Origin of the sequence: Aeribacillus sp. FSL K6-8394 (genome assembly GCF_038008865.1) — a bacterium.
GTDB classification, from domain to species: Bacteria; Bacillota; Bacilli; order Bacillales; family Aeribacillaceae; genus Aeribacillus; species Aeribacillus composti.
The window spans coordinates 1,627,119-1,648,872 of sequence record NZ_JBBPAA010000001.1; the positions used below are offsets into that span (position 1 = coordinate 1,627,119).

Annotated in this window: 25 protein-coding genes; 5 read left to right on the top strand and 20 right to left on the bottom strand. The window is 38.8% G+C overall.

Annotated features, from left to right (window positions below):
- Nucleotides 1-28: 28 nt before the first annotated feature.
- The 6 genes from hrcA to gpr form a co-directional block, all read right to left on the bottom strand.
- On the bottom strand, nucleotides 29-1,054 hold the full coding sequence (hrcA, locus tag NSR00_RS07690; protein ID WP_340787963.1) for a heat-inducible transcriptional repressor HrcA: 1,026 nt from the start codon (nucleotides 1,052-1,054) through the stop codon (nucleotides 29-31).
- Nucleotides 1,055-1,135: 81 nt separating this feature from the next.
- Nucleotides 1,136-2,281 (bottom strand): radical SAM family heme chaperone HemW, encoded by a 1,146-nt coding sequence (gene hemW, locus NSR00_RS07695; protein WP_340787964.1) that lies wholly within the window; start codon nucleotides 2,279-2,281, stop codon nucleotides 1,136-1,138.
- Nucleotides 2,282-2,344: 63 nt separating this feature from the next.
- Complete coding sequence (lepA, locus tag NSR00_RS07700; protein WP_340787966.1) at nucleotides 2,345-4,174, bottom strand: translation elongation factor 4; 1,830 nt, start codon at nucleotides 4,172-4,174, stop codon at nucleotides 2,345-2,347.
- A gap of 184 nt (nucleotides 4,175-4,358) precedes the next feature.
- Nucleotides 4,359-4,706, bottom strand: a complete 348-nt coding sequence (locus NSR00_RS07705; RefSeq protein ID WP_063388020.1) for a DUF3679 domain-containing protein — start codon at nucleotides 4,704-4,706, stop codon at nucleotides 4,359-4,361.
- A gap of 23 nt (nucleotides 4,707-4,729) precedes the next feature.
- Nucleotides 4,730-5,899 carry a stage II sporulation protein P gene (spoIIP, locus tag NSR00_RS07710; protein WP_340787968.1) on the bottom strand — a complete coding sequence of 390 codons (1,170 nt, stop codon included), beginning with the start codon at nucleotides 5,897-5,899 and terminating at the stop codon, nucleotides 4,730-4,732.
- A gap of 74 nt (nucleotides 5,900-5,973) precedes the next feature.
- Entirely contained in the window at nucleotides 5,974-7,068 is a 1,095-nt protein-coding gene (gene gpr, locus NSR00_RS07715) for a GPR endopeptidase (protein WP_063388171.1), read from the bottom strand.
- Nucleotides 7,069-7,263: 195 nt separating this feature from the next.
- Here gpr and rpsT point away from each other — a divergent pair, with 195 nt between their 5' ends.
- A complete protein-coding gene (gene rpsT / locus NSR00_RS07720; protein WP_063388018.1) occupies nucleotides 7,264-7,530 on the top strand; it encodes a 30S ribosomal protein S20 in 267 nt (88 codons plus the stop codon).
- 15 nt (nucleotides 7,531-7,545) lie between these two features.
- Here rpsT and holA read toward each other — a convergent pair whose 3' ends face one another.
- Entirely contained in the window at nucleotides 7,546-8,598 is a 1,053-nt protein-coding gene (gene holA, locus NSR00_RS07725; RefSeq protein ID WP_063388017.1) for a DNA polymerase III subunit delta, read from the bottom strand.
- A 288-nt stretch (nucleotides 8,599-8,886) separates the two neighbouring features.
- Here holA and NSR00_RS07730 point away from each other — a divergent pair, with 288 nt between their 5' ends.
- A complete protein-coding gene (locus NSR00_RS07730) occupies nucleotides 8,887-9,018 on the top strand; it encodes a YqzM family protein (protein WP_065095531.1) in 132 nt (43 codons plus the stop codon).
- A 100-nt stretch (nucleotides 9,019-9,118) separates the two neighbouring features.
- Here NSR00_RS07730 and NSR00_RS07735 read toward each other — a convergent pair whose 3' ends face one another.
- From NSR00_RS07735 to NSR00_RS07745, 3 genes are read right to left on the bottom strand one after another with little or no spacing between them, the layout of a single operon-like run.
- Nucleotides 9,119-11,428: a DNA internalization-related competence protein ComEC/Rec2 gene (locus NSR00_RS07735; protein WP_340787971.1), complete on the bottom strand. Its 2,310-nt coding sequence runs from the start codon at nucleotides 11,426-11,428 to the stop codon at nucleotides 9,119-9,121.
- Nucleotides 11,429-11,453: 25 nt separating this feature from the next.
- Entirely contained in the window at nucleotides 11,454-12,014 is a 561-nt protein-coding gene (locus NSR00_RS07740; protein ID WP_063388016.1) for a ComE operon protein 2, read from the bottom strand.
- A gap of 33 nt (nucleotides 12,015-12,047) precedes the next feature.
- Complete coding sequence (locus NSR00_RS07745) at nucleotides 12,048-12,737, bottom strand: helix-hairpin-helix domain-containing protein (RefSeq protein WP_311066346.1); 690 nt, start codon at nucleotides 12,735-12,737, stop codon at nucleotides 12,048-12,050.
- 95 nt (nucleotides 12,738-12,832) lie between these two features.
- Here NSR00_RS07745 and comER point away from each other — a divergent pair, with 95 nt between their 5' ends.
- Complete coding sequence (gene comER, locus NSR00_RS07750; RefSeq protein ID WP_340787976.1) at nucleotides 12,833-13,657, top strand: late competence protein ComER; 825 nt, start codon at nucleotides 12,833-12,835, stop codon at nucleotides 13,655-13,657.
- 72 nt (nucleotides 13,658-13,729) lie between these two features.
- Here the strand turns inward: comER and NSR00_RS07755 are convergent, their stop codons facing one another.
- The 8 genes from NSR00_RS07755 to NSR00_RS07790 are packed head-to-tail and all read right to left on the bottom strand — an operon-like array spanning nucleotide 13,730 to nucleotide 18,762.
- Nucleotides 13,730-14,479: a class I SAM-dependent DNA methyltransferase gene (locus NSR00_RS07755; protein ID WP_235600443.1), complete on the bottom strand. Its 750-nt coding sequence runs from the start codon at nucleotides 14,477-14,479 to the stop codon at nucleotides 13,730-13,732.
- Nucleotides 14,467-14,820, bottom strand: coding sequence for a ribosome silencing factor (gene rsfS, locus NSR00_RS07760; RefSeq protein WP_063388012.1), 354 nt, complete (start codon nucleotides 14,818-14,820; stop codon nucleotides 14,467-14,469). Before rsfS ends, NSR00_RS07755 begins: the two co-directional genes overlap by 13 nt.
- 13 nt (nucleotides 14,821-14,833) lie before the next feature.
- Nucleotides 14,834-15,394: a bis(5'-nucleosyl)-tetraphosphatase (symmetrical) YqeK gene (gene yqeK, locus NSR00_RS07765; protein WP_340787979.1), complete on the bottom strand. Its 561-nt coding sequence runs from the start codon at nucleotides 15,392-15,394 to the stop codon at nucleotides 14,834-14,836.
- Nucleotides 15,384-15,953: a nicotinate-nucleotide adenylyltransferase gene (locus NSR00_RS07770; protein WP_066250550.1), complete on the bottom strand. Its 570-nt coding sequence runs from the start codon at nucleotides 15,951-15,953 to the stop codon at nucleotides 15,384-15,386. Before NSR00_RS07770 ends, yqeK begins: the two co-directional genes overlap by 11 nt.
- A 22-nt stretch (nucleotides 15,954-15,975) precedes the next feature.
- Nucleotides 15,976-16,272 (bottom strand): ribosome assembly RNA-binding protein YhbY, encoded by a 297-nt coding sequence (gene yhbY, locus NSR00_RS07775; RefSeq protein ID WP_063388009.1) that lies wholly within the window; start codon nucleotides 16,270-16,272, stop codon nucleotides 15,976-15,978.
- Complete coding sequence (aroE, locus tag NSR00_RS07780) at nucleotides 16,269-17,114, bottom strand: shikimate dehydrogenase (RefSeq protein ID WP_066250548.1); 846 nt, start codon at nucleotides 17,112-17,114, stop codon at nucleotides 16,269-16,271. Before aroE ends, yhbY begins: the two co-directional genes overlap by 4 nt.
- 26 nt (nucleotides 17,115-17,140) lie before the next feature.
- Nucleotides 17,141-18,247: a ribosome biogenesis GTPase YqeH gene (gene yqeH, locus NSR00_RS07785; RefSeq protein ID WP_445659560.1), complete on the bottom strand. Its 1,107-nt coding sequence runs from the start codon at nucleotides 18,245-18,247 to the stop codon at nucleotides 17,141-17,143.
- Nucleotides 18,247-18,762, bottom strand: coding sequence for a YqeG family HAD IIIA-type phosphatase (locus NSR00_RS07790; RefSeq protein WP_063388006.1), 516 nt, complete (start codon nucleotides 18,760-18,762; stop codon nucleotides 18,247-18,249). Before NSR00_RS07790 ends, yqeH begins: the two co-directional genes overlap by 1 nt.
- A gap of 317 nt (nucleotides 18,763-19,079) precedes the next feature.
- Between NSR00_RS07790 and NSR00_RS07795 the strand changes: the two genes are divergently transcribed.
- Together NSR00_RS07795 and sigK are read left to right on the top strand one after the other, a co-directional pair.
- A complete protein-coding gene (locus tag NSR00_RS07795; RefSeq protein ID WP_063388169.1) occupies nucleotides 19,080-19,220 on the top strand; it encodes a sporulation histidine kinase inhibitor Sda in 141 nt (46 codons plus the stop codon).
- 281 nt (nucleotides 19,221-19,501) lie between these two features.
- The gene (sigK, locus tag NSR00_RS07800) at nucleotides 19,502-20,221 is read left to right on the top strand and encodes an RNA polymerase sporulation sigma factor SigK (RefSeq protein WP_340734009.1); all 720 of its coding nucleotides are present in this window, start codon (nucleotides 19,502-19,504) and stop codon (nucleotides 20,219-20,221) included.
- Between the two features lie 460 nt (nucleotides 20,222-20,681).
- Here the strand turns inward: sigK and NSR00_RS07805 are convergent, their stop codons facing one another.
- The gene (locus tag NSR00_RS07805) at nucleotides 20,682-20,915 is read right to left on the bottom strand and encodes a YrhC family protein (protein ID WP_063388004.1); all 234 of its coding nucleotides are present in this window, start codon (nucleotides 20,913-20,915) and stop codon (nucleotides 20,682-20,684) included.
- Between the two features lie 90 nt (nucleotides 20,916-21,005).
- Nucleotides 21,006-21,701, bottom strand: coding sequence for a 5'-methylthioadenosine/S-adenosylhomocysteine nucleosidase (gene mtnN, locus NSR00_RS07810; protein ID WP_063388168.1), 696 nt, complete (start codon nucleotides 21,699-21,701; stop codon nucleotides 21,006-21,008).
- Between the last annotated feature and the right edge of the window lie 53 nt (nucleotides 21,702-21,754).

Below are 21,754 nucleotides of genomic sequence, written 5' to 3' on the forward strand. Positions count from 1 at the left end.
AGGAAAAGGGATGGAGAATTCCCCCATCCTATCCTTGATATAGCTTTGTTAAAACTTGTGATAAATCTTTCGAGAAAAATTTTAAAAGGCTGATGACCCTTGAATAATCCATTCGTTTCGGACCAAGCACCGCGACTGTGCCGATTTGCTTCTCGCCAATTGAATAGGTGGCAGTAATTAAGCTGCAGTTTTCCATAGCAGATATTTTATTTTCCGTACCAATTTTCACCGTAATGCCTGACGGGTTTGTCTTTAGCAAATCATACAGTTCATCTTCTTGTTCTATGAAATCTAAAAATGTTTGAATTTGAGAGACATCGCGGAACTCCGGCTGGCTCAAAATATTCGTTTTTCCTCCGAAATATATTTTTTCGTTACCTACATTCAGCGTGCCAGTAATCAATTTTAATAAAATATCATAATTTCTAATATGCTTCCGTAAAATGTTTGCAATTTCCTTGTATATTTTATCCTTTAATTCGCTTAGAGGCACGCCAGCAAGCTTTTCATTTAAAATATTTACGATTTTTTCCAGTTCGCTCATGTCTATTTTTTCGGGAAAAGTAATCATTTTATTCTCAACATGACCTGTGTTCGTTACAAATATGGCAACCGCCTTATCTTCGTTAATTGGAACGATTTGCAAACGTTTGAGTCGGTTCTCCGAAACTTTCGGACCTAAAACAATCGCTGTATAGCTTGTAAGCTCAGATAAAATTTGAGCTGATTTTTGAACAAGCGTTTCTAATTCATATATTTTCTCGGCGAAAATGGATCTTATCGCCATAATTTCTTTTTTCGTTAATTTTTTTGGTGACAATAAATGGTCGACATAGTATCTATACCCTTTTTCGGACGGCACTCTGCCTGATGACGTATGGGTCTTTTCAATCAATCCTAATTCTTCCAAGTCCGCCATTTCATTTCGGATTGTAGCCGAGCTGAACGTAATCGATTCCTTTTTCGATAAAGAACGGGAGCCAACCGGCTGAGCATATTGAATAAAATCATCAATTATAATTTGCAAAATTAATAATTGACGATCTGTCAGCAAGGAACATCACCTCTGTTAGCACTCATATTACTCGAGTGCTAATTCTATGATAAAGTTATCAAATGAAAGAAGAATTGTCAATTAACTAACTGCGAGAAATGCTTGAAATACTTCATTGCCTAAAAGCATTCCTTTTCTTGTTAAAAAAAGATGTGATGCACTTTCAGATAAAAGACCTTTTCTTAATTGTTCTTCAATTTGCGGGCCAAATACTTCCCCAACATCTAATCCGTATTTATCTCGGAACCGTTTTTTGGAAACCCCTCTAATCGTCCGCAATCCGAGAAACATTTCTTCCTCCATCTTTTCTTCTTTTGTCAGCATATTCTCCGAAACAAAAGCCGTTCCATTATTTTTATAAATCATTTCAATATATTTTTTCAGCGGTCGAGCGTTTTCCCGCCGGATCCCGTCCAAATAGCTGTGTGCTCCAGCTCCAAATCCATAGTAATGGTTATTATGCCAATACGTTAAATTATGTTTGCTTTCAAAGCCTTTACGTGCGAAATTACTTAATTCATACTGATGGTATCCGTGCCGTTCCATTTCATTCATAACGGTCTCATACATAAACGCCTCTTCCTCTTGAGAAGGAAGCAAAAGCTTTCCTTTTCGCATTAAATTATAAAACACCGTTTTCGGTTCTACGATTAGCGAATAAGCAGACATATGCTGGACCTCTAATGAAAATGCAACGGAAAGAGTTTCTTTCCATTCTTCTATCATTTGGCCGGGAAGACCGTACATAAGATCTATGCTAATATTTTCAAAGCCTAGCGATCTTGCCCGTTCAACTGCTTGAAATACTGTTTCTTTATTATGAGTCCTTCCAATTTTTTTCAGTAATGAATCTTGAAAGGCTTGCACTCCGATGGATAGGCGATTGACTCCGGCGTTTTTCAATACAGACAGCTTTTCCATCGTTAATTGATCTGGATTGCATTCAACTGTAAATTCAACTACGGATTGCATCGGCAAAGTTTGATGTATGCTCTCCATTAAATGATCGAGCTGTTTGGCTGACAGGGAAGTAGGCGTACCGCCGCCGATAAATATCGTTTTTAATTCTTCATTTAATACTTGATCCTCCATTGCCTTTATCATTTCCAAACGCAGTGCTTGCAAATAGTCATCAACAGGCTGGTTTTGTAAAAAAAATTTATTGAAATCACAGTAGTGGCATATTTGTTCGCAAAACGGGATATGAATATACGCGGCTTCAGCCATTTTTCATTCTCCTGCCTTTCCAAAGCGCTAATGCCGCAGCAATGGCTGCGGCACTCGTCAACATCATTTTTGGTTTTCATCCATTTTCAGCACAGCCATGAAGGCTTCTTGCGGCACTTCGACAGAGCCGACTTGTTTCATTCGTTTTTTTCCTTCTTTTTGTTTTTCAAGAAGCTTCCGTTTACGCGACACATCTCCACCGTAACATTTTGACAACACATTTTTACGTAAAGCTTTAATCGTTGAACGTGCGATGACCTTGTTTCCAATTGCAGCCTGAACAGGAACTTCAAATTGCTGCCTTGGAATAAGCTCTTTTAATTTTTCAACGATAACTTTGCCACGTTCATAGGCGCTGTCACGATGAACAATGAAGGATAAAGCATCGATTTTCTCCCCGTTTAAAAGAATATCCATTTTCACAAGTTTTGAAGGTTTGTAGCCAATGAGTTCGTAGTCAAACGATGCATACCCTTTTGTGCTTGATTTCAACTGATCAAAAAAATCATAAACGATTTCCGAAAGGGGGATTTCATAAACAATATTGACTCTCGTTTCATCCAAATATTGCATATCTATGAATTGGCCGCGTTTTCCTTGGCAAAGCTCCATCACCGCACCAACATAGTCGTTTGGAGCCATAATCCCGGCTTTCACATAAGGCTCTTCTATTCGGTCAATTTTTTGCGGATCCGGCATGTTCGAAGGGTTATCAACTTGAACCATGCTGCCGTCTGTTAAATAAACATGATAAATAACGCTAGGAGCCGTCGTAATTAAATCAATATGAAATTCCCTTTCAATTCTCTCTTGGATGATTTCCATATGCAGCAGACCTAAAAAGCCGCAGCGAAATCCAAAGCCCAGCGCTTGCGATGTTTCAGGTTCAAATTGCAATGCGGAGTCATTCAGCTGCAATTTTTCAAGAGCATCACGTAAATCGTTGTATTTTGCCGTATCTATTGGATACATCCCGCAAAAGACCATCGGATTTAATTTTCGGTACCCCGGCAGTGGCTCGGCAGCCGAATTGACAGCGCTAGTGATCGTATCACCAACTCGTGTGTCACTGACATTTTTAATGGAAGCCGTTAAATAACCGACGTCGCCAACCGTGAGCTCCTGTACAGGATGCGCTTTTGGCTTGAATACACCGACTTCCGTTACTTCAAATTCTTTCCCCGTCGCCATCATCTTTATACGGTCTCCGACTTTTACCGTACCATCAAAAACGCGTATATAAGCAACAACTCCACGGTATGCATCATACAGAGAATCAAATATAAGCGCTTTGAGAGGTGCGTCTGGGTCACCTTGCGGAGCTGGGACTTTTTGAACAATTTGTTCTAAAATTTCTTCGATGCCGATTCCTGCTTTTGCTGATGCCAACACAGCCTCAGAAGCATCAAGCCCAATCACGTCTTCAATTTCTTGTCGCACTCGTTCAGGCTCAGCGCTCGGCAAGTCAATCTTATTAATAACAGGCAAAATTTCTAAGTCGTTGTCAATCGCTAAATAGACGTTCGCCAGCGTTTGCGCTTCGATCCCTTGCGCCGCATCCACAACTAAAATGGCGCCTTCACAGGCAGCCAAGCTTCTCGAAACCTCATACGTAAAATCAACATGTCCAGGGGTATCAATTAAATGAAAAATATATTCATTCCCGTCTTTCGCTTTATATGATAACTGAACCGCATTCAGTTTAATTGTTATACCTCTTTCGCGTTCAAGATCCATCGAATCGAGCAGCTGCTCTTTCATTTCCCTTTGGGTAACAGCAGCTGTTTTTTCCAGAATCCGGTCAGCTAGTGTTGATTTCCCGTGATCTATATGAGCAATGATGGAAAAATTGCGAATTCTCTTCTGGCGTTCTAATTTTTCTTCCCTTTTCATATTTTTGTCACCACTCCTACTAGCCAACTACACTAGCTTTGATTATATCAGTAGAAAATTGGAGATTCAATGAAAATTTATTCTGTGATTGAATACGCAAAACAGGGATCAGAATGACTGTCTGAACCCTGTTTTGAAATAGACTAGACCTGCGGATTGCTTCAAGTCTTTCTTTTAAATTTGTTTAGGTGTATGCTTCAATCAGCTCCAATATTCCTTCAATGATCGCTGACGTTCCTTTTTGCACTAGATTCGCAAGCGATTTTCCAATTTGAGAGAAGAAATTGAATGCCTCTATTTTTTCAAGCTGCTCCTGCTTTTTTTGTAAATCGTGGCTTGTCACTTGATTTCCCAAAATCGTGGCTTCCAGTTTTCCGTCGTCCTTTTGCTTTAGTTGAACGGCTTCGACTGTCTCTTCCGTCTCATAGCCTCTCATTTGTTGAATGCCATGGCTCGCTTGCTGTATGCCAATTATTACTCCTAAAAACATAATGAAGGTTAGAAGCAGACTTTTGGCCATAAACTTCGCCATCAAACATTCCTCCTTTCAAGCCGTCACTCGTTTTGAACGCTCCCGCTCACCTTTTCTGCCTGCCAATAATATTCGCTAAATATGTTTGCAACAGCTTCGACAGTTCTGCTGAGTTCTTCCATGTTATTATCAACTCCCCCGAATTCAATCAGCAGCGAATTCTCTGATAAGTCTTGATTGTAAACGCCGTTAACTCCTTCGCCTTTTTTGGAAAACACACCACGGCTTAAGCCCGGATATTTCTTTTCAAACAATTTGTGCAAATTTTGTGCAATTTTTTTATTTTTATCAGCATTTGGATTATTCCCGCCAATCACAAATGCAATTTTGGCATAACTCTTTCCATTAATCGTAACGGTTGTTTTATCCCTTTTTTGTGAATCACGGTGGATGTCGAAAATGTATTGAAGATCTCGATTCGATGCCAATGCTTCTTGAACAACAGGTCTTGATGCATCATATGATTTGTAATATTTCCATTTTTTCTCATTTAATACAGTTTGAAAATTCGTTTTGTCCACAACCGCTCCTATTCCTCTTTCTTCAAGCTCCTGTCCAAACTTTTCTCCGACTAATGTGACATTCGCCTTTGAATGAAAAGGAGATTTTGCCCCATTTAATAAAGGATAATAAGATTCGGTCGTGTGAGTATGATAAATAAATACGACTTTTTTTCCATTCGTTGTTAAGTTAGGAGACTGTTTTGGCTTTTCCTCGCCTTCCACATCTTCAAGCTTGTCAATCGAAGCTTCCCTTTCCTCTAAAAGCACTTCTGTCGGGGGAGCGGATTCAATCGGCATGTTCGTATAATTCGTCCCTTCTCCAGCCACAATGATGTCGCCATCGAACAAAGTAAACCCTGGAAGCTCCCGTCCGAGCAAGCTGCGCGGATCATCAGGATTTATGCTTGTCGTTAATTGAAAAAGGACGGAAGAAACTGAAAAATCCGGTTTACTTTCTTCTAATCCTTGAGAAAAATAATGGTTTTCAAAGTTTAATAAATGAAGAAACATTCTGCCGTTTATATTTCCCGTGATTTCATGAATAGAACTAGAGGCGGGACGATATTCAATCTTAATCGACGTCAAAAGCCCTGTAATGAAAAACATAAAAATGATTAAAAAAAATCCCGCTAAGATGATTTTTTTTAAGCTTGTCCTATCAACTGTTACGACCATTCTGCGATGCTTCATGAAAATCCTCCTCCAAGGCTTGTCTACAAAATATGTATGACAGCACTGGGAGGAATAGAACTTTTACTTTGTTTTTAATGTGTGTAAGCCCCGGTATTTTCCTCATTCACCGCGGAATGGAGCGCCATGTTTAAACCGCTCGCAAGCACATTCGCCATATCTTCAATAAACATATCTACTTCTTTTGGTGTTACCATTAAATTATGTCCAAGTGGACTCAGCACTTCATGAATCAGCATTCTCTTTTCATTTTCTTCCAGGGTACCGATTATCCCTAAAAACTGCTTTCTCTCTTTTTCCTCAGGCAAATCTTCATCCGTCAGCTTCTTTTTTTCAGCAAAGCTAAACCAAGACGGAGCCAACGCATTTTTTGGGCGATTTCCTTCCCGCATTTCTCTGCCGAGATGCTTTAATATAAAATCAATCGTATCACTAGTTATCGTTACAGCATCAACTACTGTCGGAATTCCGATTGATATAACCGGAACGCCTATCGTGTCCACACTCAATTCTTTTCTTTTGTTTCCTACGCCGGATCCAGGATGGATGCCGGAATCGGCAATTTGTATTGTGCTGTTTACACGCTCTATTGATCTTGCAGCTAATGCATCAACGGCAATAATGAAGTCAGGTTTTGATTGTTTTACAACTCCCGTTATAATATCAGATGTTTCAATTCCCGTTAGCCCCATCACTCCTGGTGCAAGGGCGCTGACAGGTCGATAGCCTTCTTTGACGTTTTCTGGTTCAAGTTGAAACAAATGTCTTGTGACCAATAAATTTTCACATGTTAAAGGGCCTAAAGCATCTGGAGTGACATTCCAATTGCCAAGACCGACCACTAAGCAGCTTGCATCTTTAGAAATTTGCAGCTGTTCCAAAAAAGAACTGAAATGCTTTGCAAACATTTTGATTACTTTTTCCTGCAGTTCGGTATCTTTATTGCGGATTCCCTGCACCTCTAGCGTTAAATATTTGCCTTTCTTTTTGCCGATTGTCTCAGCACCTTTATCCGTAATGTCCATATGGACAATTTTCATACCGTCTTCCTCTTCTTCTTGAACGATGACCCCTTCCATTTCTTTCTTTTTTTCAAGAGCCAAATCTCTCGCTTCAAGCGCCAAATCCGTTCTGATTGAATATTTGCTTAAATCAAGCGCGTTGTTCATCATTGTCACCCCAAGTTCATTTTTATCTATTTTTTCCAAAGTCATTTCATTTCATCCCATTTCTTAGCTTCAAAGGGGGATTTCATTTACATTAGTATTGCAAAAGAAAAAACCGTTTGATAGAATAACTTTTGTTCTATATCCAAAAAAGAATGCGGCAGCTTTGATTTTATATAGTCAGTAGGAGGTGAAACAATGGCTAACATTAAATCCGCTATTAAACGAATGAAAACAAATGAAACACGCCGTGCCCGCAATACATCAATGAAATCGGCTATGCGTACAGCAATTAAAAAGTTTGAAGCGTACGTTGTAAATAAAGATGTTGAACAAGCAAAAGAAGCGTTTAAAGTAGCTGCGAAAAAAATTGATAAAGCTGCTTCCAAAGGAATCATTCATAAAAATGCAGCCGCTCGTTTCAAATCACGCTTAGCTAAAAAATTAAACAGCTTATCAGCATAAAAATAAAAGCAATCATCAAGCTTTTATCCCGCTTGTTGATTGCTTTTTTTCTTGCTGAAACAGCTTCAGCAGCAAAAACTCTAACGCTAATTGTCTATCTTTTTTTCCTGTTTTTATTTCAAAATCTGTCTCCGCAAGAGCTTTTATGATGCTCTGCAATTCACTGGCAGAAAACTGCTTCTCCTGTTTTAAAGCCAGCTTAATGCGAAACGGATGAACCTTTAAGGATGACGCCATCCGATCCTGTCCGTAACCGGATTTCGAAAGCTGCTTCACTTGATATAATAGACGGAATTGTTGTGTAAGGAGGCTTAAAATTTTAATCGGTTCTTCGTTTATTTTTAACAAATCATAAAAAATTTTAAAGGCTTCTTCTGTTTTCTTTTTGACGACGGCATCAATTAAATCAAAAACATTTTGTTCAAGCGAGCGTGCAACGAGCTGCTTGACCATTTCTGCAGTCAACTTATTTCCGCTTCCAACATATGCACATAATTTTTCCATCTCTTTATCTATGATCATTAAGTTACCAGATGTTTTTTCCATAAGCTCATCGATCGCTTCTTTTTCCATCGCCACATTTTCTGCTTCCGCTTTTTCCTTTATCCATTTGACTGTTTCCTCTTCTGAAAAGGAATTCATTTCAACTACTGTTGCCGCTTTCTTTATTTGTTTTGTCAGCTTTTTTCTTTCATCAATTTTTTCATGTGGAAGCAAAAAGACAAAAACAGTAAACGGGGCAGGATTTTCTACATATTGTTCAAGTTTTTTAAGATTATGCTCCACTTTTTCTTTTTTCTTTTCGCTCGTCAAAAAATAAGGATTTTTCACAACAACCATCCTGCGTTCACCTAAAAACGGCATCGTTTCCCCATCTTCAACAGCCGTTTCTATATTTGTTTCTTCCATATCATAGACGGAATAATTAAATTCCCGTTCGTCTTCACTAATTGCCTCGGTTAACAATTTGCGAATTGTTTCATTTAATAAAAATGATTCTTTTCCATAAAATAAATAAAGAGACTGAAATTGTTTCTTTTTAAATGAATTCCATAAATCGACAATCATCTTAAGATTCCCCTAAAAAATGAAGTGTGCTTCATTCATCATATATGGAAAAAAATTTTTTCGCAACACTTCAACATAATGGAGAATTGGCAGCGAAGCCAATCCTCCGATTTATATGAACGTTTTTTGTAAGCCCCGGGACACTTACAAAAAAACGATTACCCATTCATATATTCTCCCTTTCGAAAAAGAATATAGTTGTTAATCGTTAACATGAATCATTTTTAAGAATGTAGATTTTTTTGCTGAAATCGCTTATACTACTTATGACGATGAGGAGGGGTATAGATGAACGAATTTGAACAAAATGTAAGCAAACGTAATGATGCTGTTGATTCTGCCGTCGGTTTTATTGTTTCTTTTGGCTTTTTTGCCACATTGTTTATCATTGCAACAGCGATTAAATTGATCGGCTCGTAAAGAGAGAGGCTGCAAACGGCAGTCTCTTTCTTTTTGCTCCTTGTACAATCCGGACCCAGCCGTCCAATCATCTCTCCATTTTCAAGCTGTCAAAACTGCCCTATTTTGTTAATGTATCGTATGGCGGGTAGAATAAAAAGGTTCCTTGAGACTTTCGATATTTGTATTGGACAGCACCCATTTGATCTGTACGAAAAATGGATACGTTTTGTTTTTTTAATCGATTCAATACTTCTTGATGAGGATGTCCGAAACGATTGTTTCTTCCTGCTGAAATGACCCCGATCTTCGGATCAATTGTTTGTAAAAATATATCGCTAGTCGAAGTTCTGCTTCCATGATGCCCGATTTTGACCACATCCGCAGTCATTTTTGGATATTGTTTAATCATGTGCCGCTCTCCACTTTCTTCAAGATCACCGGTAAACAGCCAGCGCAACCCGCCTATTTTTGCCATTAGGACGAGAGAATCATTATTTTTAGAATCCGATTTTGTGAAAGGAGAGAGAACGTGGAAAGCTGTTCTGCCTGTGATCCGATCTCCTGCTTCTAATTCAAATATTTCAATTCCTCGATTTTTCGCTTCTTTTACTATTTGCTTTTCAAGCTCTTCTCTGGAAAAATATTTTGGAATAACCAATTTGTTTACTCGAAATTGTTTGATTAAGGTTAATGACTCGCCGATATGGTCATAGTCTCCATGAGTTAAAAACAAAATTTCAATTTCCTCTACCCCTTTCGACTGAAAATAAGGGATCAGGACGTCCAATGCGATGGAAAACGGTTTTTTTCGCATCTGCCAGCTTTCTTTTTCAAATACAGCCATTCCTCCTGTATCAATTAAATAACTGTTACCTAAGCCGGGCTCTCTAATAAAAATGCTGTCTCCTTGTCCGACATCAAGAACTGTTACTTCTCCCGGCATGGTCATTTTCCCTGCTATCAAAAGCAATGCAGTGAGCAAGCTGCTGCACAATATCGGTTTTCCCCATTTTTTCATCGGCTTATGCTCCATTTGAAAGAAAACAGCAATAAAAATGACGCATTGCAGCAAAAATAAATAAACAGTCGGTTTTCCAGTTGTTATCATGAAAAAAGGCAAATTACTGAAAAATAATGCTGTTTTGGACGACAAAGTAAAAGAAGTGTGAAGAAGGGAAACAAATATTGAACCGATGGAAGAAGAAATTACGGTTAAAATGAGGGTGATCATGGTAAGCGGCAGCAAAAAGAACGTGTATAGCGGCACAAACATAATATTCATGATAAAGCTCAATAGAGAAAATTGATAAAAATAGTAGCATATAATCGGCAGTGAAGCCGTTTGGGCAACAAATGAAACTGCTGCCGACAATTGCAATGAATTCCTGCATTTTTGAAAGATTTGTCTTGATAAAATTAGTGAAAATGTGACTGCGTAAGAAAGCTGAAATCCAAGATGAAAAACTTCATACGGGTCAAGAAATGTCATGAGAAGAAAGCTGAATGAGATTGAATCAGAAAGGGGCATATTTTGTTTAAAAAGTGTTCCTCCCATGATCAGTGCTGCCATAAGAGAGGCGCGGACGACAGGCGGAGCTCCTCCTGTTAACAATGCATAAAAGGGGAGGAAGCAAATCAAAATCATAATGGTTTGTTCTTTTGAAATGCCCAGCCGCAAAAGGAAGAAGTAAAGTGAGGCGATTAATATGCTTACGTGAAGACCTGAAATCGAAAGAATATGAACAATCCCTAGCTTTCGATAAGCGGCAAGATCTTCTTCTGGAATATTGTTCTGATAGCCTACCGTCAAAGCAAGGACGAAGCCGGCTGTTTTTTCTGGAAATTTATGATGAATCCATTCAATCATTTTTTGCCGGTAATTTTCCAAATGATCTTTCCATGACGGCTTATATGTACAATGCCCGATTTTGTCGAGCTTATACAGCCAGTGGATTTGCTGAAAATACAAATAGCGCTTATAATTAAACGCATTTTCATTTGTGTTATTTTTCGGTTTTTCAAGCTTTCCTGAAAAATTGCATATATCACCTGGCCGTATATTATTTGTACTTTTCATCTCTTGTTTTGTTTTCAATGTATAACGGACCGTCAGCTTTTCTCCCTGATTCGTCTCGACCGCAAATGTCATCAGATCCCCGTCGATTTCAGGAGAGGAGATTACCTTTCCTTTTGCTGATAACATGCCTTCGTGATAATTTGTTTTATTTTGTTGATCATACCAATGAAAATATGGAAGCATGAACAAAAACGAGCAAGCAGCGATGAAAGCTAATTTCCTTTTATGTTGAAGCCATAAGAAAAAAAGAAGTGCAGCAAAAATGAAAAAAGGAAGAAGGGAAGGAAAAGAGGTAGCGGAAACAATCGCCAACAATGCGGAAATCGCGACATATGCCCACTGGCCTCTCAAAAAAATAACCTCCTTTTCGATTAGATCAGCCGAAAAGTTGACGGGCTTGTTCATTCCATTTTTTCAAGTCCGTTTCTGATACGCCGAGATGTTTTAAAGCATTTAAAAGCTGCTCAACATATTCGCGCTTTTCTTCATTTTTTAAATCCAAAGTCGTTTCATCGAATGCGACTTTTTCTATATGAACACCTGCTTGTTCAAATAATTCCATTGCATATGGATGATTTTTGTAATCTTTTGCATAATATACACTTTGAATACCCGCTTGAATAATCGCTTTTGTGCAAGCTAAGCATGGAAAATGCGTGACGTAAATTTCCGCTCCTGCTGTTGCCACTCCAAATTTGGCGCATTGCAATATCGCATTCATCTCCGCATGGATCGTTCGAACACAATGGTTATCAATCACATAGCAGCCTTCATCAATACAGTGAACTCCTCCTGCGATCGAGCCGTTATATCCCCCCGCAATAATCCGTTTATCGCGGACAATCGTAGCACCGACAGCAAGTCTTGTACATGTGCTTCTCAGCGCAAGCAAATGGCTTTGCGCCATGAAATAATGATTCCAAGAAATTCGATCCACTTTTACCCCTCCGAATTTTGTAAACATTCTTTTTCAGTTTATCGACAAGTCTTTATGTTCGTCAACGCTAATCTCATTTTTGATCTTTTCAAACGTTTTTTCTCCTATACCGGTAACCTCCAGTAAATCCTCTTCTTTTTGAAACGGCCCGTTTTCTTCACGGTGTGCGATAATTGCTTCCGCTTTTGCAGGGCCGATTCCCGTTAATTTTTGCAGCTCTTCCTTTGTCGCCGTATTAATATTGATTTTTTCTTTCTCTTGCGGTCTTTGTAAAGCATCAGCATTTGCGCCGCTTTCATCCATAAGAGCATTTTCGTCAATTTTTTCGCCTAGCTTTGGCACATAAACAACCATACCGTCTGTTAGCTTTCTGGCAAGATTCACACGATTTCCGTCTGCCTGGTCATTCATCCCTCCAGCTTTTTCGATTGCTTCAAACACCCTGCTGGATGACGGCAATTCATAAACACCAGGCTTACGAACAGCCCCCTTTACATCAATAAAAATCATCGTCGTCTGTTCGTTACGGCGCTCATTCTCTTCTTCGTCATCACCTTCTCTGCTTTTTTGCATCGGTGTTCGTTCATCCGTTTCCAGCAATGGTTCATCGGAAACTTCGATCTCGTTTGAATCACGCCAGTTGTTGATGATAAAAAACAAAATGGCAGCGAAAATGATTAACAAAAAAACCCCATACTTTTTTATAAAAAGGAAATGGTTCATACACATGAATTCCCCTTTCTAAATATTCATTCATAAAATAAGGCAGCAGAACATATCGTGTAGGAGAACAATGTTAAAAAAAGGAGGGGTGAAAAGTGAAAATAGGGTTTATAGGAACCGGCAATATGGGGCGTATTCTCATTGAAGCTTTTTGCGAGGCAAAAGTATCAACACCCTCATCGTTGTTTATAACGAATAGAACGATTCAAAAGGCATATGCCATCAAACGGAAATATCCTGAAATACATGTTTGTACATCAAGTATAGAGGTCGTTCATCAAAGCGATTTCATATTTCTATGCGTTAAGCCTTTAGATATACACCCCCTTTTAAAGGAACTGAAAACTGGTTTACAAGGACATCAATGTTTAATTTCCATTACGAGCCCGATTTCAGTCGAGCAAATCGAATCGGCTGTTCCATGCCAAGTAGCCCGAGTCATACCAAGCATAACAAACAGGGCTAAAGCGGGAGCTGCTTTGCTGACATTTGGAAATAGATGCAGCGAACATACAAGAAATACCATTCTTTCCATGTTTGAAAAAATATCAAAGCCAATCTTAATAGAAAATAACATTACCCGTGTTGCATCTGATATCGTCAGCTGCGGACCGGCTTTTTTCAGCTTTTTGCTACAAAAATTTATTGAAGCTGCTGAGGCGGAAACAGACATTTCGAAAGAGGATGCGGTTCAATTAGCAAACGAGATGATGATCGGCATAGGCAAGCTGCTTGAAAGCGGGTATTACACGCTTCCGACATTGCAGGAAAAAGTGCACGTAAAAGGGGGAGTTACCGGAGAGGGGATTAAAGTGCTTGAAAATGAACTAGGCGACATGTTTCATCATTTATTTCAAAGCACCCATGCAAAATTTGATGAAGATTTACAAAAAGTGAGGCATCAATTTGACAATGAATAATATTCTGCAGGGCTCATGAAAATTCCTGCTAAAATGAAAAAAACCATCGAAAAAAAATTACATTCGATGGTTTCAACTTTTTTTCGCAATATAAAATATTCGTTCCGCCTGCTCGATGTCCGGGCTTTGAAAAATTCCATCCGTTATGTCAACGATCGTAAAGCCGCACTTTTCCAACATATGTCGGTACTCAGAAATTGAAAAAGTTCTTTGATAATGGTCTTCATCCAACCGTACATAATCCGTTCCATTGTTCACAAAGAAGGTTAATTCATGAATAACACTGTTTGGATATTCACCGTCAAAGCATTTCCAAATATAGCTGACATCCTCATCATTATCAGCGAATACAGCATGTTTAAATATTTTCTCCATTTTATGAACAGAATGGGCATCAAACAGAAATAAGCCGTTTCGGTTCAAGTGGTCGTATACGGCTTGAAACGTTTTGACCACATCCTCTTCCTTCAACAAGTAGTTGATGGAATCGCAATTTAATAACACCGCATCAAAAGGCTTGTAGCCTTTAAGCTCCCTCATATCTTGTTCAATAAAGAGCGCATCAAACCCTTTTTTCATCATCTTTTCCTGGGCAACGGCGAGCATTTCTCCGGAGAGATCGACACCTGTTAGCTCATACCCAAGCTCTGCCATCCTATACGATATTTCTCCTGTTCCACAAGCTAAATCTAGCACCCGGTTCCCGCCGTTTCCATATCGTTGAATCGCTTGATGCAAAAATTGCGCCCATTCATCATAAGGAACATCTTTCATTAATCGGTCGTACACAGATGCAAAATGCTTATAAATCAAGCTAACCACTCGCTCACTTCTTCGCGCGGAGCATCTCCCCATAATTTTTCTAAATTATAATAGCTTCTTTCATCCCTATGGAAAACATGAGCAACGACATCTCCTAAATCAATGAGAACCCATTTTGCCTCGTCAAACCCTTCGAGACGCTTGACGGGAATTCCGTTTTCCTCTGCTTTCTCTTTCATTTCTCTGGCAATTGCTTGCACATTTTTTTCGTTATTCGCATGGCATATCATAAAATAATCAGCTATTAGAGAGATTCCTTGCATGTTTAATACTACGATATCTTCTGCTTTTTTATCGCTGCCTGCTTTAACAGTTAAAGCTAGAATATCACGCGAATTCATCCACTTCACTCCTTCAATTTTTCATTACGAGCGCATTATAAGTTTTAAACGTTTCAGGGTAAATCGGCTGCTTTTTCTTCATTAAAAATGCAATCGTATTGGATATCGACTGAACGAGCGCTTCATTTAAATCTTTTTGTGCCAATTCCCTGACTTCATCGACTCCGGGGAAGCTTCTACCCGGTTCAATATAATCAGCTAAATAAATCACTTTTTCAAGAAGAGTCATGTTTTCTCTTCCGGATGTATGGTAGCGGATCGCATCTAAAATTTCTTTATCAGAAATGCCGACTTCCTTCTCGACTAAATAGGCGCCAACAGGTGCATGCCAAAGTTCTGTATTATATTCCAGCAAGTCCTTCGGCATATTTTGTTCAATAATAATTTTTCTCATTTCATCTTTTGGCCGAAATTTGGCATAATCATGAAAAATAGCTGCTAATTCTGCCTTTTTCACATCGGCGCCGTACCGCTCTGCCAAACTGATGGCTGTCTCCATTACGCCTAAAGTATGTTGATAACGCTGTTTCGTTATCGCCTTTTCCACAACTGCTAACGCTTTTTCACGTTCCATATAATCGATTCTCCCCTATATATTGAATAACTTTTTTGGGCAGAAGATAGTCCACCGCTTGTCCGTTTTTCAATCGCTCTCTGATCATTGTAGAGGAAACATCAAACTGAGGAACTTCCACCTCTTTTACGAAAAATGTGCTCTCATTCGAGTATCCGTTACGTTTCACGCCGACAAATTGCACCATATCCATCAATTCCTCTATTCGATGCCAATGAGGCAAATTTTCAATCATATCTGATCCAATAATAAAATAAAATTCTTCGTTTGGATATCTTTCTTTCAATATTTTCACTGTGTCATACGTAAAAGACGGACCCTCTCTTTCAAGTTCAATTAATTGGACTTGAAAAAATGGATTTCCTTCAATTGCTCTTTTCAGCATATTTACCCGGTGGTGTGTTTCTGTCACCGGCTCCTTTTGTTTATGGGGTGGAATATTGTTCGGCATAAACCATATTTTGTCCAGATTAAGAGAATGAAGAACCTCATTGGCCATTAATAAATGTCCGTTATGGGGCGGGTCAAATGTCCCCCCAAAAATTCCGATTTTACCCAATTTTTCCGCACCATCCGTTCGTTTATTCAGGCAAAATGATTTGTTTTTTTTCTTTTGATTCTTTATATAAAACAATGACATTTCCGATGATTTGGACGAGATGGGCATTTGTCCCATCAACAAGTGCTTGAGCAACTGCTGCTTTGTCTTCATCACAATTTTTCAGCACGTTCACTTTTATGAGCTCTCTTGCTTCTAAACAATCGTTCACCTGCTGAAGCAAATTTGAATTTACTCCGCCCTTTCCAATTTGGAAAATCGGGTTCAGATGATGTGCAAGAGAGCGTAAAAAACGTTTTTGTTTTCCAGTTAAAGTCATGATTTTCCTCCTAATTTTTCATATACGAGCTTTTTCATTCGACTGACATCAGGTTCCACATTCGTCCATATTTGAAACGCACATGCCCCTTGATAAACAAACATTCCTACTCCGTCAACAGTTTTAAGGCCCAGCTTTTCAGCCTCTTTTAATAACATCGTTTTCAGCGGATTATAAATGATATCAGCAACGACAGTTCCGCCGTGAACGCGTCCGGTTAATTCAATCGGCTTTTCTTCGATATTCGGCTTCATCCCGATGGATGTCGTTTGAATGATGACATCATATTCATTGGACGTTTGATCGAGTTGTTGGAATGAATAAACGTTTCCTTTTGTCTCATAGCTGCAGTTTTCCTTTAACAGATGAGCCCGCTCTGCTGTTCTGTTTACAATATCAATGAACGCAAAGCCTTCTTTCGCCAGCGTTGTATAGATCGCCCGAGCGGCTCCGCCCGCCCCGATCAGCAGCACTTTTAAATCTCGGGGATTGGTATTGTCAATATGCTCTTTCAATGACAGGTAAAATCCGTATCCGTCTGTGTTAAAACCGATTAATCTCCCGTCTTCGTTTTTTACTGTATTTACCGCGTGAAGCAATTGAGCCGATTCATCCAACTCATCAAGAAAAGGAATGATTGACACTTTATGCGGAACCGTTACATTAAACCCCTTTATGCCAAGAGCCTTCATCCCTTTTACCGCTTGTTCAAGCTCTTCCCCTTTTACTTGAAATGCGTGATAGCGGGCATTCATATTTAAGTAATCGAAAGCATCGTTATGAATGAGAGGGGAAAGCGAATGACCGATCGGGTCGCCTATTACTCCGTAAACTTGCTCCATTTGAAATCCTCTCCACCTTTTTGTTTTTATATTAATGAATGACGGACGCCCACATGTACATCTTTAGGTGCATAAGCAACGACTCTTTTCGGTCCATTGTGGATCGTTACCCATCCAAGACCTGAAAACACGATATCTTTCTTTTTTCCATTTATAGTGAATTCGTGCGGGACAAGTTCTGGAAAGGATTCGACTGCTTCTTTACTAGGAGGGGTTAAAAGCTCCCCCAAATGTGTTGCATATAAATGATCCGCCTTCTCCAGTTTTGTTCGATGAATGTCAATGCTGTTCGGAATATAGCACACAATGGAGGAACGTCCTCCCTTTATATAATCCAGTCTTGCCAATCCGCCGAAGTATAAAGTTTGCCTTTCATTTAACTGGAACACTCTAGGCTTAATTTCTTTTTTCGGCGATAGAAGCTTTAGGTCGCGCTTATCAATAAAGTGCGCCATCTGATGATCATTGATAATGCCTGGTGTATCGTATAAAACTGCGCCGTCATCTAACGGAATTTCAATTAGATTGAGCGTTGTGCCGGGATAATGGGAAGTTGTAATGATATCCCCTTCTCCCGTAACCTCCTTCAAGATTCGATTAATAAAAGTTGATTTCCCAACATTTGTACATCCAACAACATACACGTTTTCTCCGTTGCGATAATGATCTATTTGCTCTGCCGCTTCTTTAATGCCATGTCCCTTTTCTGAGCTGATTAAAAGCACATCCAATGGCGTTAATCCATACTCTTTTGCTTCTCTCTTCATCCAACGAATAACCTTTTCTTTTTTCACCGATTTTGGAAGGAGATCTGCTTTATTGCCGATTAAAATGACTGGATTGTAGCCGATAAAACGCTGTATGCCGTTGATCCAGCTTCCGTTAAAGTCAAAAATGTCGACAACCTTCACAACAAGAGCTTTCGTATTGCCAATGCCGTGCAAAATTTTTAAAAAGTCCTCATTTGTTAACGAGACATCTTGAATTTCGTTATAATGTTTCAGCCGAAAACACCTTTGGCAGATCGGCTGTTCTTTCTCAAGAGCAGCTTTTGGAGCATATCCAATTTCAGATGGATCTTCCGTTTGAATTTTTACTCCGCACCCGACGCAAACCTTCTCATCCAAACTCATCACTCCTCCCAATGCAGCATGCCTTTCTGTTTTAACAATTTTAAAATTTTCCTTTCAATTTTCCTGTTGATCCGGGTCCAAAAGCCGTCAGTAGACGATACAGGCACAACTAAAATCGTATGAAAACCGCAGAGATTCCCTCCGAGAACATCTGTCAGCAGCTGGTCGCCGATCACAACAACTTCTTCTTTTTTCAGTCCCATCTGCTCAGCCGCTTTTTTAAACGCTTTTGCACGGGGTTTTCCCGCTTTCGAAATGAACGGAATATTCAGCGGTTCAGAAAACGAACGGACGCGTTTTTCGTTATTATTTGAAACAATTGTCACTTTAATCCCGTTCTGTTCCATCATTTCAAACCAATTTTTCAATTTCGGAGTTGCGTTCGGCCTGTCCCATTCTACTAAAGTATTATCTAAATCGGTAATAATACCTTTTATACCTTTTTCCTTTAAAAAATGAGGATAAATATGAAAAACGCTTTTCGCATATTCTCCGGGCAAAAACCTTTTCAGCAAATTGAACACCTCTTAATTCAATAAATAGACTACTGTTAAACTATTTTTCATCATACCGAATTTCGAGTTTACTTTCAAAACAATATTGTTTTCACAAAAAAAATTCGACAATTTTTTAACATATTCAACAGCTGTGGATAATTTTATACACAATATCCACCTATTCATATCAATCTTTAGTAAAGTATATAAACAAACTACCCACAAGTTTTCCACCGAAGGCTGTGGATAACAGAACGGTTGTTCTCTATTAAAAAACATGGTAAATTAATGGTAATAAATAAAGGAGGTGCTTTCTCCATAACATGATCGCTTCTATGAAAAATTTATCGGACGAATTTTTAATTGAATCTTACTATAAAGCAACCGAAATGAGGCTTAGCAAAGAATTCATCGAATTAATAGAATTGGAAATAAAGCGCCGCTCGCTCTCTCACTTATTAAAAGCATCGTCTTAGCGGTGTCTTTTTTTTTTTTTGCTTAAAAACCTACCCCCGGCGCATGGCTGCATGTTCCACAGCCGCTAAACTCCTTTAACAGATAATCGTTGATGTCAATCCACAATGACTTAATACCTTTCAACTGATGATCTCCGATACCAATCCATTTTTCTTCACTGTCTCATTATAACTAAAACTCAGCTGTTTTCCATACTCTTTCCCCTTTTTCATGAAGGACATACAAGGACAAAGCCGCAATCACATACAATTTAATAATACGTAATGCGGGGGTGAAAAACATGTCTGGAATTTTGACTGCACTAAGCTATTTTATAAAAGAATTGGTTTTTCTCGTTTCATATGTAAAAAACAATGCTTTCCCTCAACCGCTTTCCCCAAATGAAGAAAAAAAATATCTCCGCCTGATGGCCGAAGGAAATGACGAAGCAAGAAATATATTAATTGAACATAATTTGCGCCTTGTCGCTCATATTGTCAAAAAATTTGAAAATACAGGTGAAGACTCGGAAGATCTCATATCCATCGGCACAATTGGTTTAATTAAAGCGATTGAAAGCTATTCCGAAAACAAAGGGACAAAGCTTGCTACATATGCCGCAAGATGCATTGAAAATGAAATTTTAATGCATCTCCGTTCCTTAAAAAAAACAAAAAAAGATGTTTCCCTACACGATCCTATTGGCCAAGATAAAGAAGGAAACGAAATCAGTTTAATAGATGTGCTAAAATCAGAAAATGAAGATATTATCGACACGATTCAATTGAATATGGAGCTGGAAAAAATTAAAAAATATTTATCGGTTCTAGACGAAAGAGAAAAAGAAGTCATTATCGGGCGGTTTGGATTGAATACGCAGCAGGAAAAAACGCAGCGTGAAATTGCGAAAGAGCTCGGCATTTCGAGGAGTTATGTTTCCAGAATCGAAAAAAGGGCACTTATGAAAATGTTTCATGAGTTTTACCGAAATGAAAAAGAAAAAAAGATGTCAAAAGAATAAAAGGAAAAGCATTTTCAACGAGATTTTGTGCGAAATTTGCGAGAGTTCCTGAATGATTTACTCGCGTATATCTGCAAAATTCATTTTAAAGTGGCTTTCCGATATGTGACATCCCATAAAACTCAAAATTAATCTTGCTACAGGTTTTCCAGCGCATTGGCGCAAATCGAGATATAAAAACGAATCTCAAAATTGACCGATTAATAAAAATCGCAGAAAGCGAATCCGCTGTTTGACGTAAAATGGTGGTAACATGATTTGACAGGATGCGAACGTTACGGTTGAGAGCCCATTACAACTGCTTTCAATCTGTAAAAAGGCAGCCTTTATTGCAGCGCTAGTTGCTGTTTTCATATGAAACAGAACAATGCCGCCTTCATTCACCTAATGTTTTATCAAAAAAGAGGGGCTCAAAAGAGTCAGCTATGCTGACTTTTTGGAGCCCTTTTTCAAGAAATGATTAAGATTGCAATTTATCAAGCTTTTTTTGATATTTCGATGACAATTTAAAAAATAGAATAGAACTGGCTAACATCATCGTTGAAGTTCCGATTAGCATTATTTCTTGTATATTTGTCCGAGGTGAATGATTAGGAATCCATATTCCGATGTATAAAAAGGTTCCGACAGCTAGCAGAACGAGAGCAAAATGCTTATAGTCTTCTATTAATTCTTTTAATTTTTTCTCCTCCATGATATCACCTAATCGAATTAGTTATTCTATATTATAAAAGAATAACATATCGATTCGGGCTAATAGGCTTGTAATAGTTTCCATTTACATTCAACTTAGTTCTTCAATCATTTTCAGAACCAATTCCGATGAATTGAAAGCCGCTTTGTCTAAAAATTGTTCAAAGGAAATGTTCGACTCTTTTCCGGCGATATCTGAGAGCGCCCGGATGATGACAAAAGGTGTTTGAAATTTGTAGCACACTTGCGCGACAGCAGCAGCTTCCATCTCAACAGCGTACAAATGGCTGAATTTAGACCGGACAAAAGCTACTTTATCGGGGTCGTTCATAAAAGAATCCCCCGTTGCGATCGCTCCTTTTACCGTCTGAATTCCTGAAATATCTTTTGCTTTTCTTTCAGCGATTTCAATCAGTTTTTCATCGGCCTTAAAGGAAGGAGGAAGCCCGGGAACTTGACCATATTCATACCCAAAAGCCGTCACATCTACATCATGATGGCGAACCTCTGTGGAAATGACAACATCCCCTACGTTTAAAGACTCATGAAATCCTCCGGCGGAACCGGTATTGATCACATAATCCGGCTGATATCGCTCCAGCAGCAAAGTGGTGCTTACGGCTGCATTCACTTTTCCAATTCCTGATTTTAATAAAATCGTATCAGTTTGATTGTATTTCCCAATCATAAAACTGCAGCCTGCAATCTCCTCTTCTTTTGTACAATCCAATTTCTCGCGCAGGATGCGCACTTCTTCTTCCATTGCACCAATGATTGCAATTTTCATATTCCAACATTCCTTTCTATCATGAATAGCTATAAAAATCATAAAAAAAGATC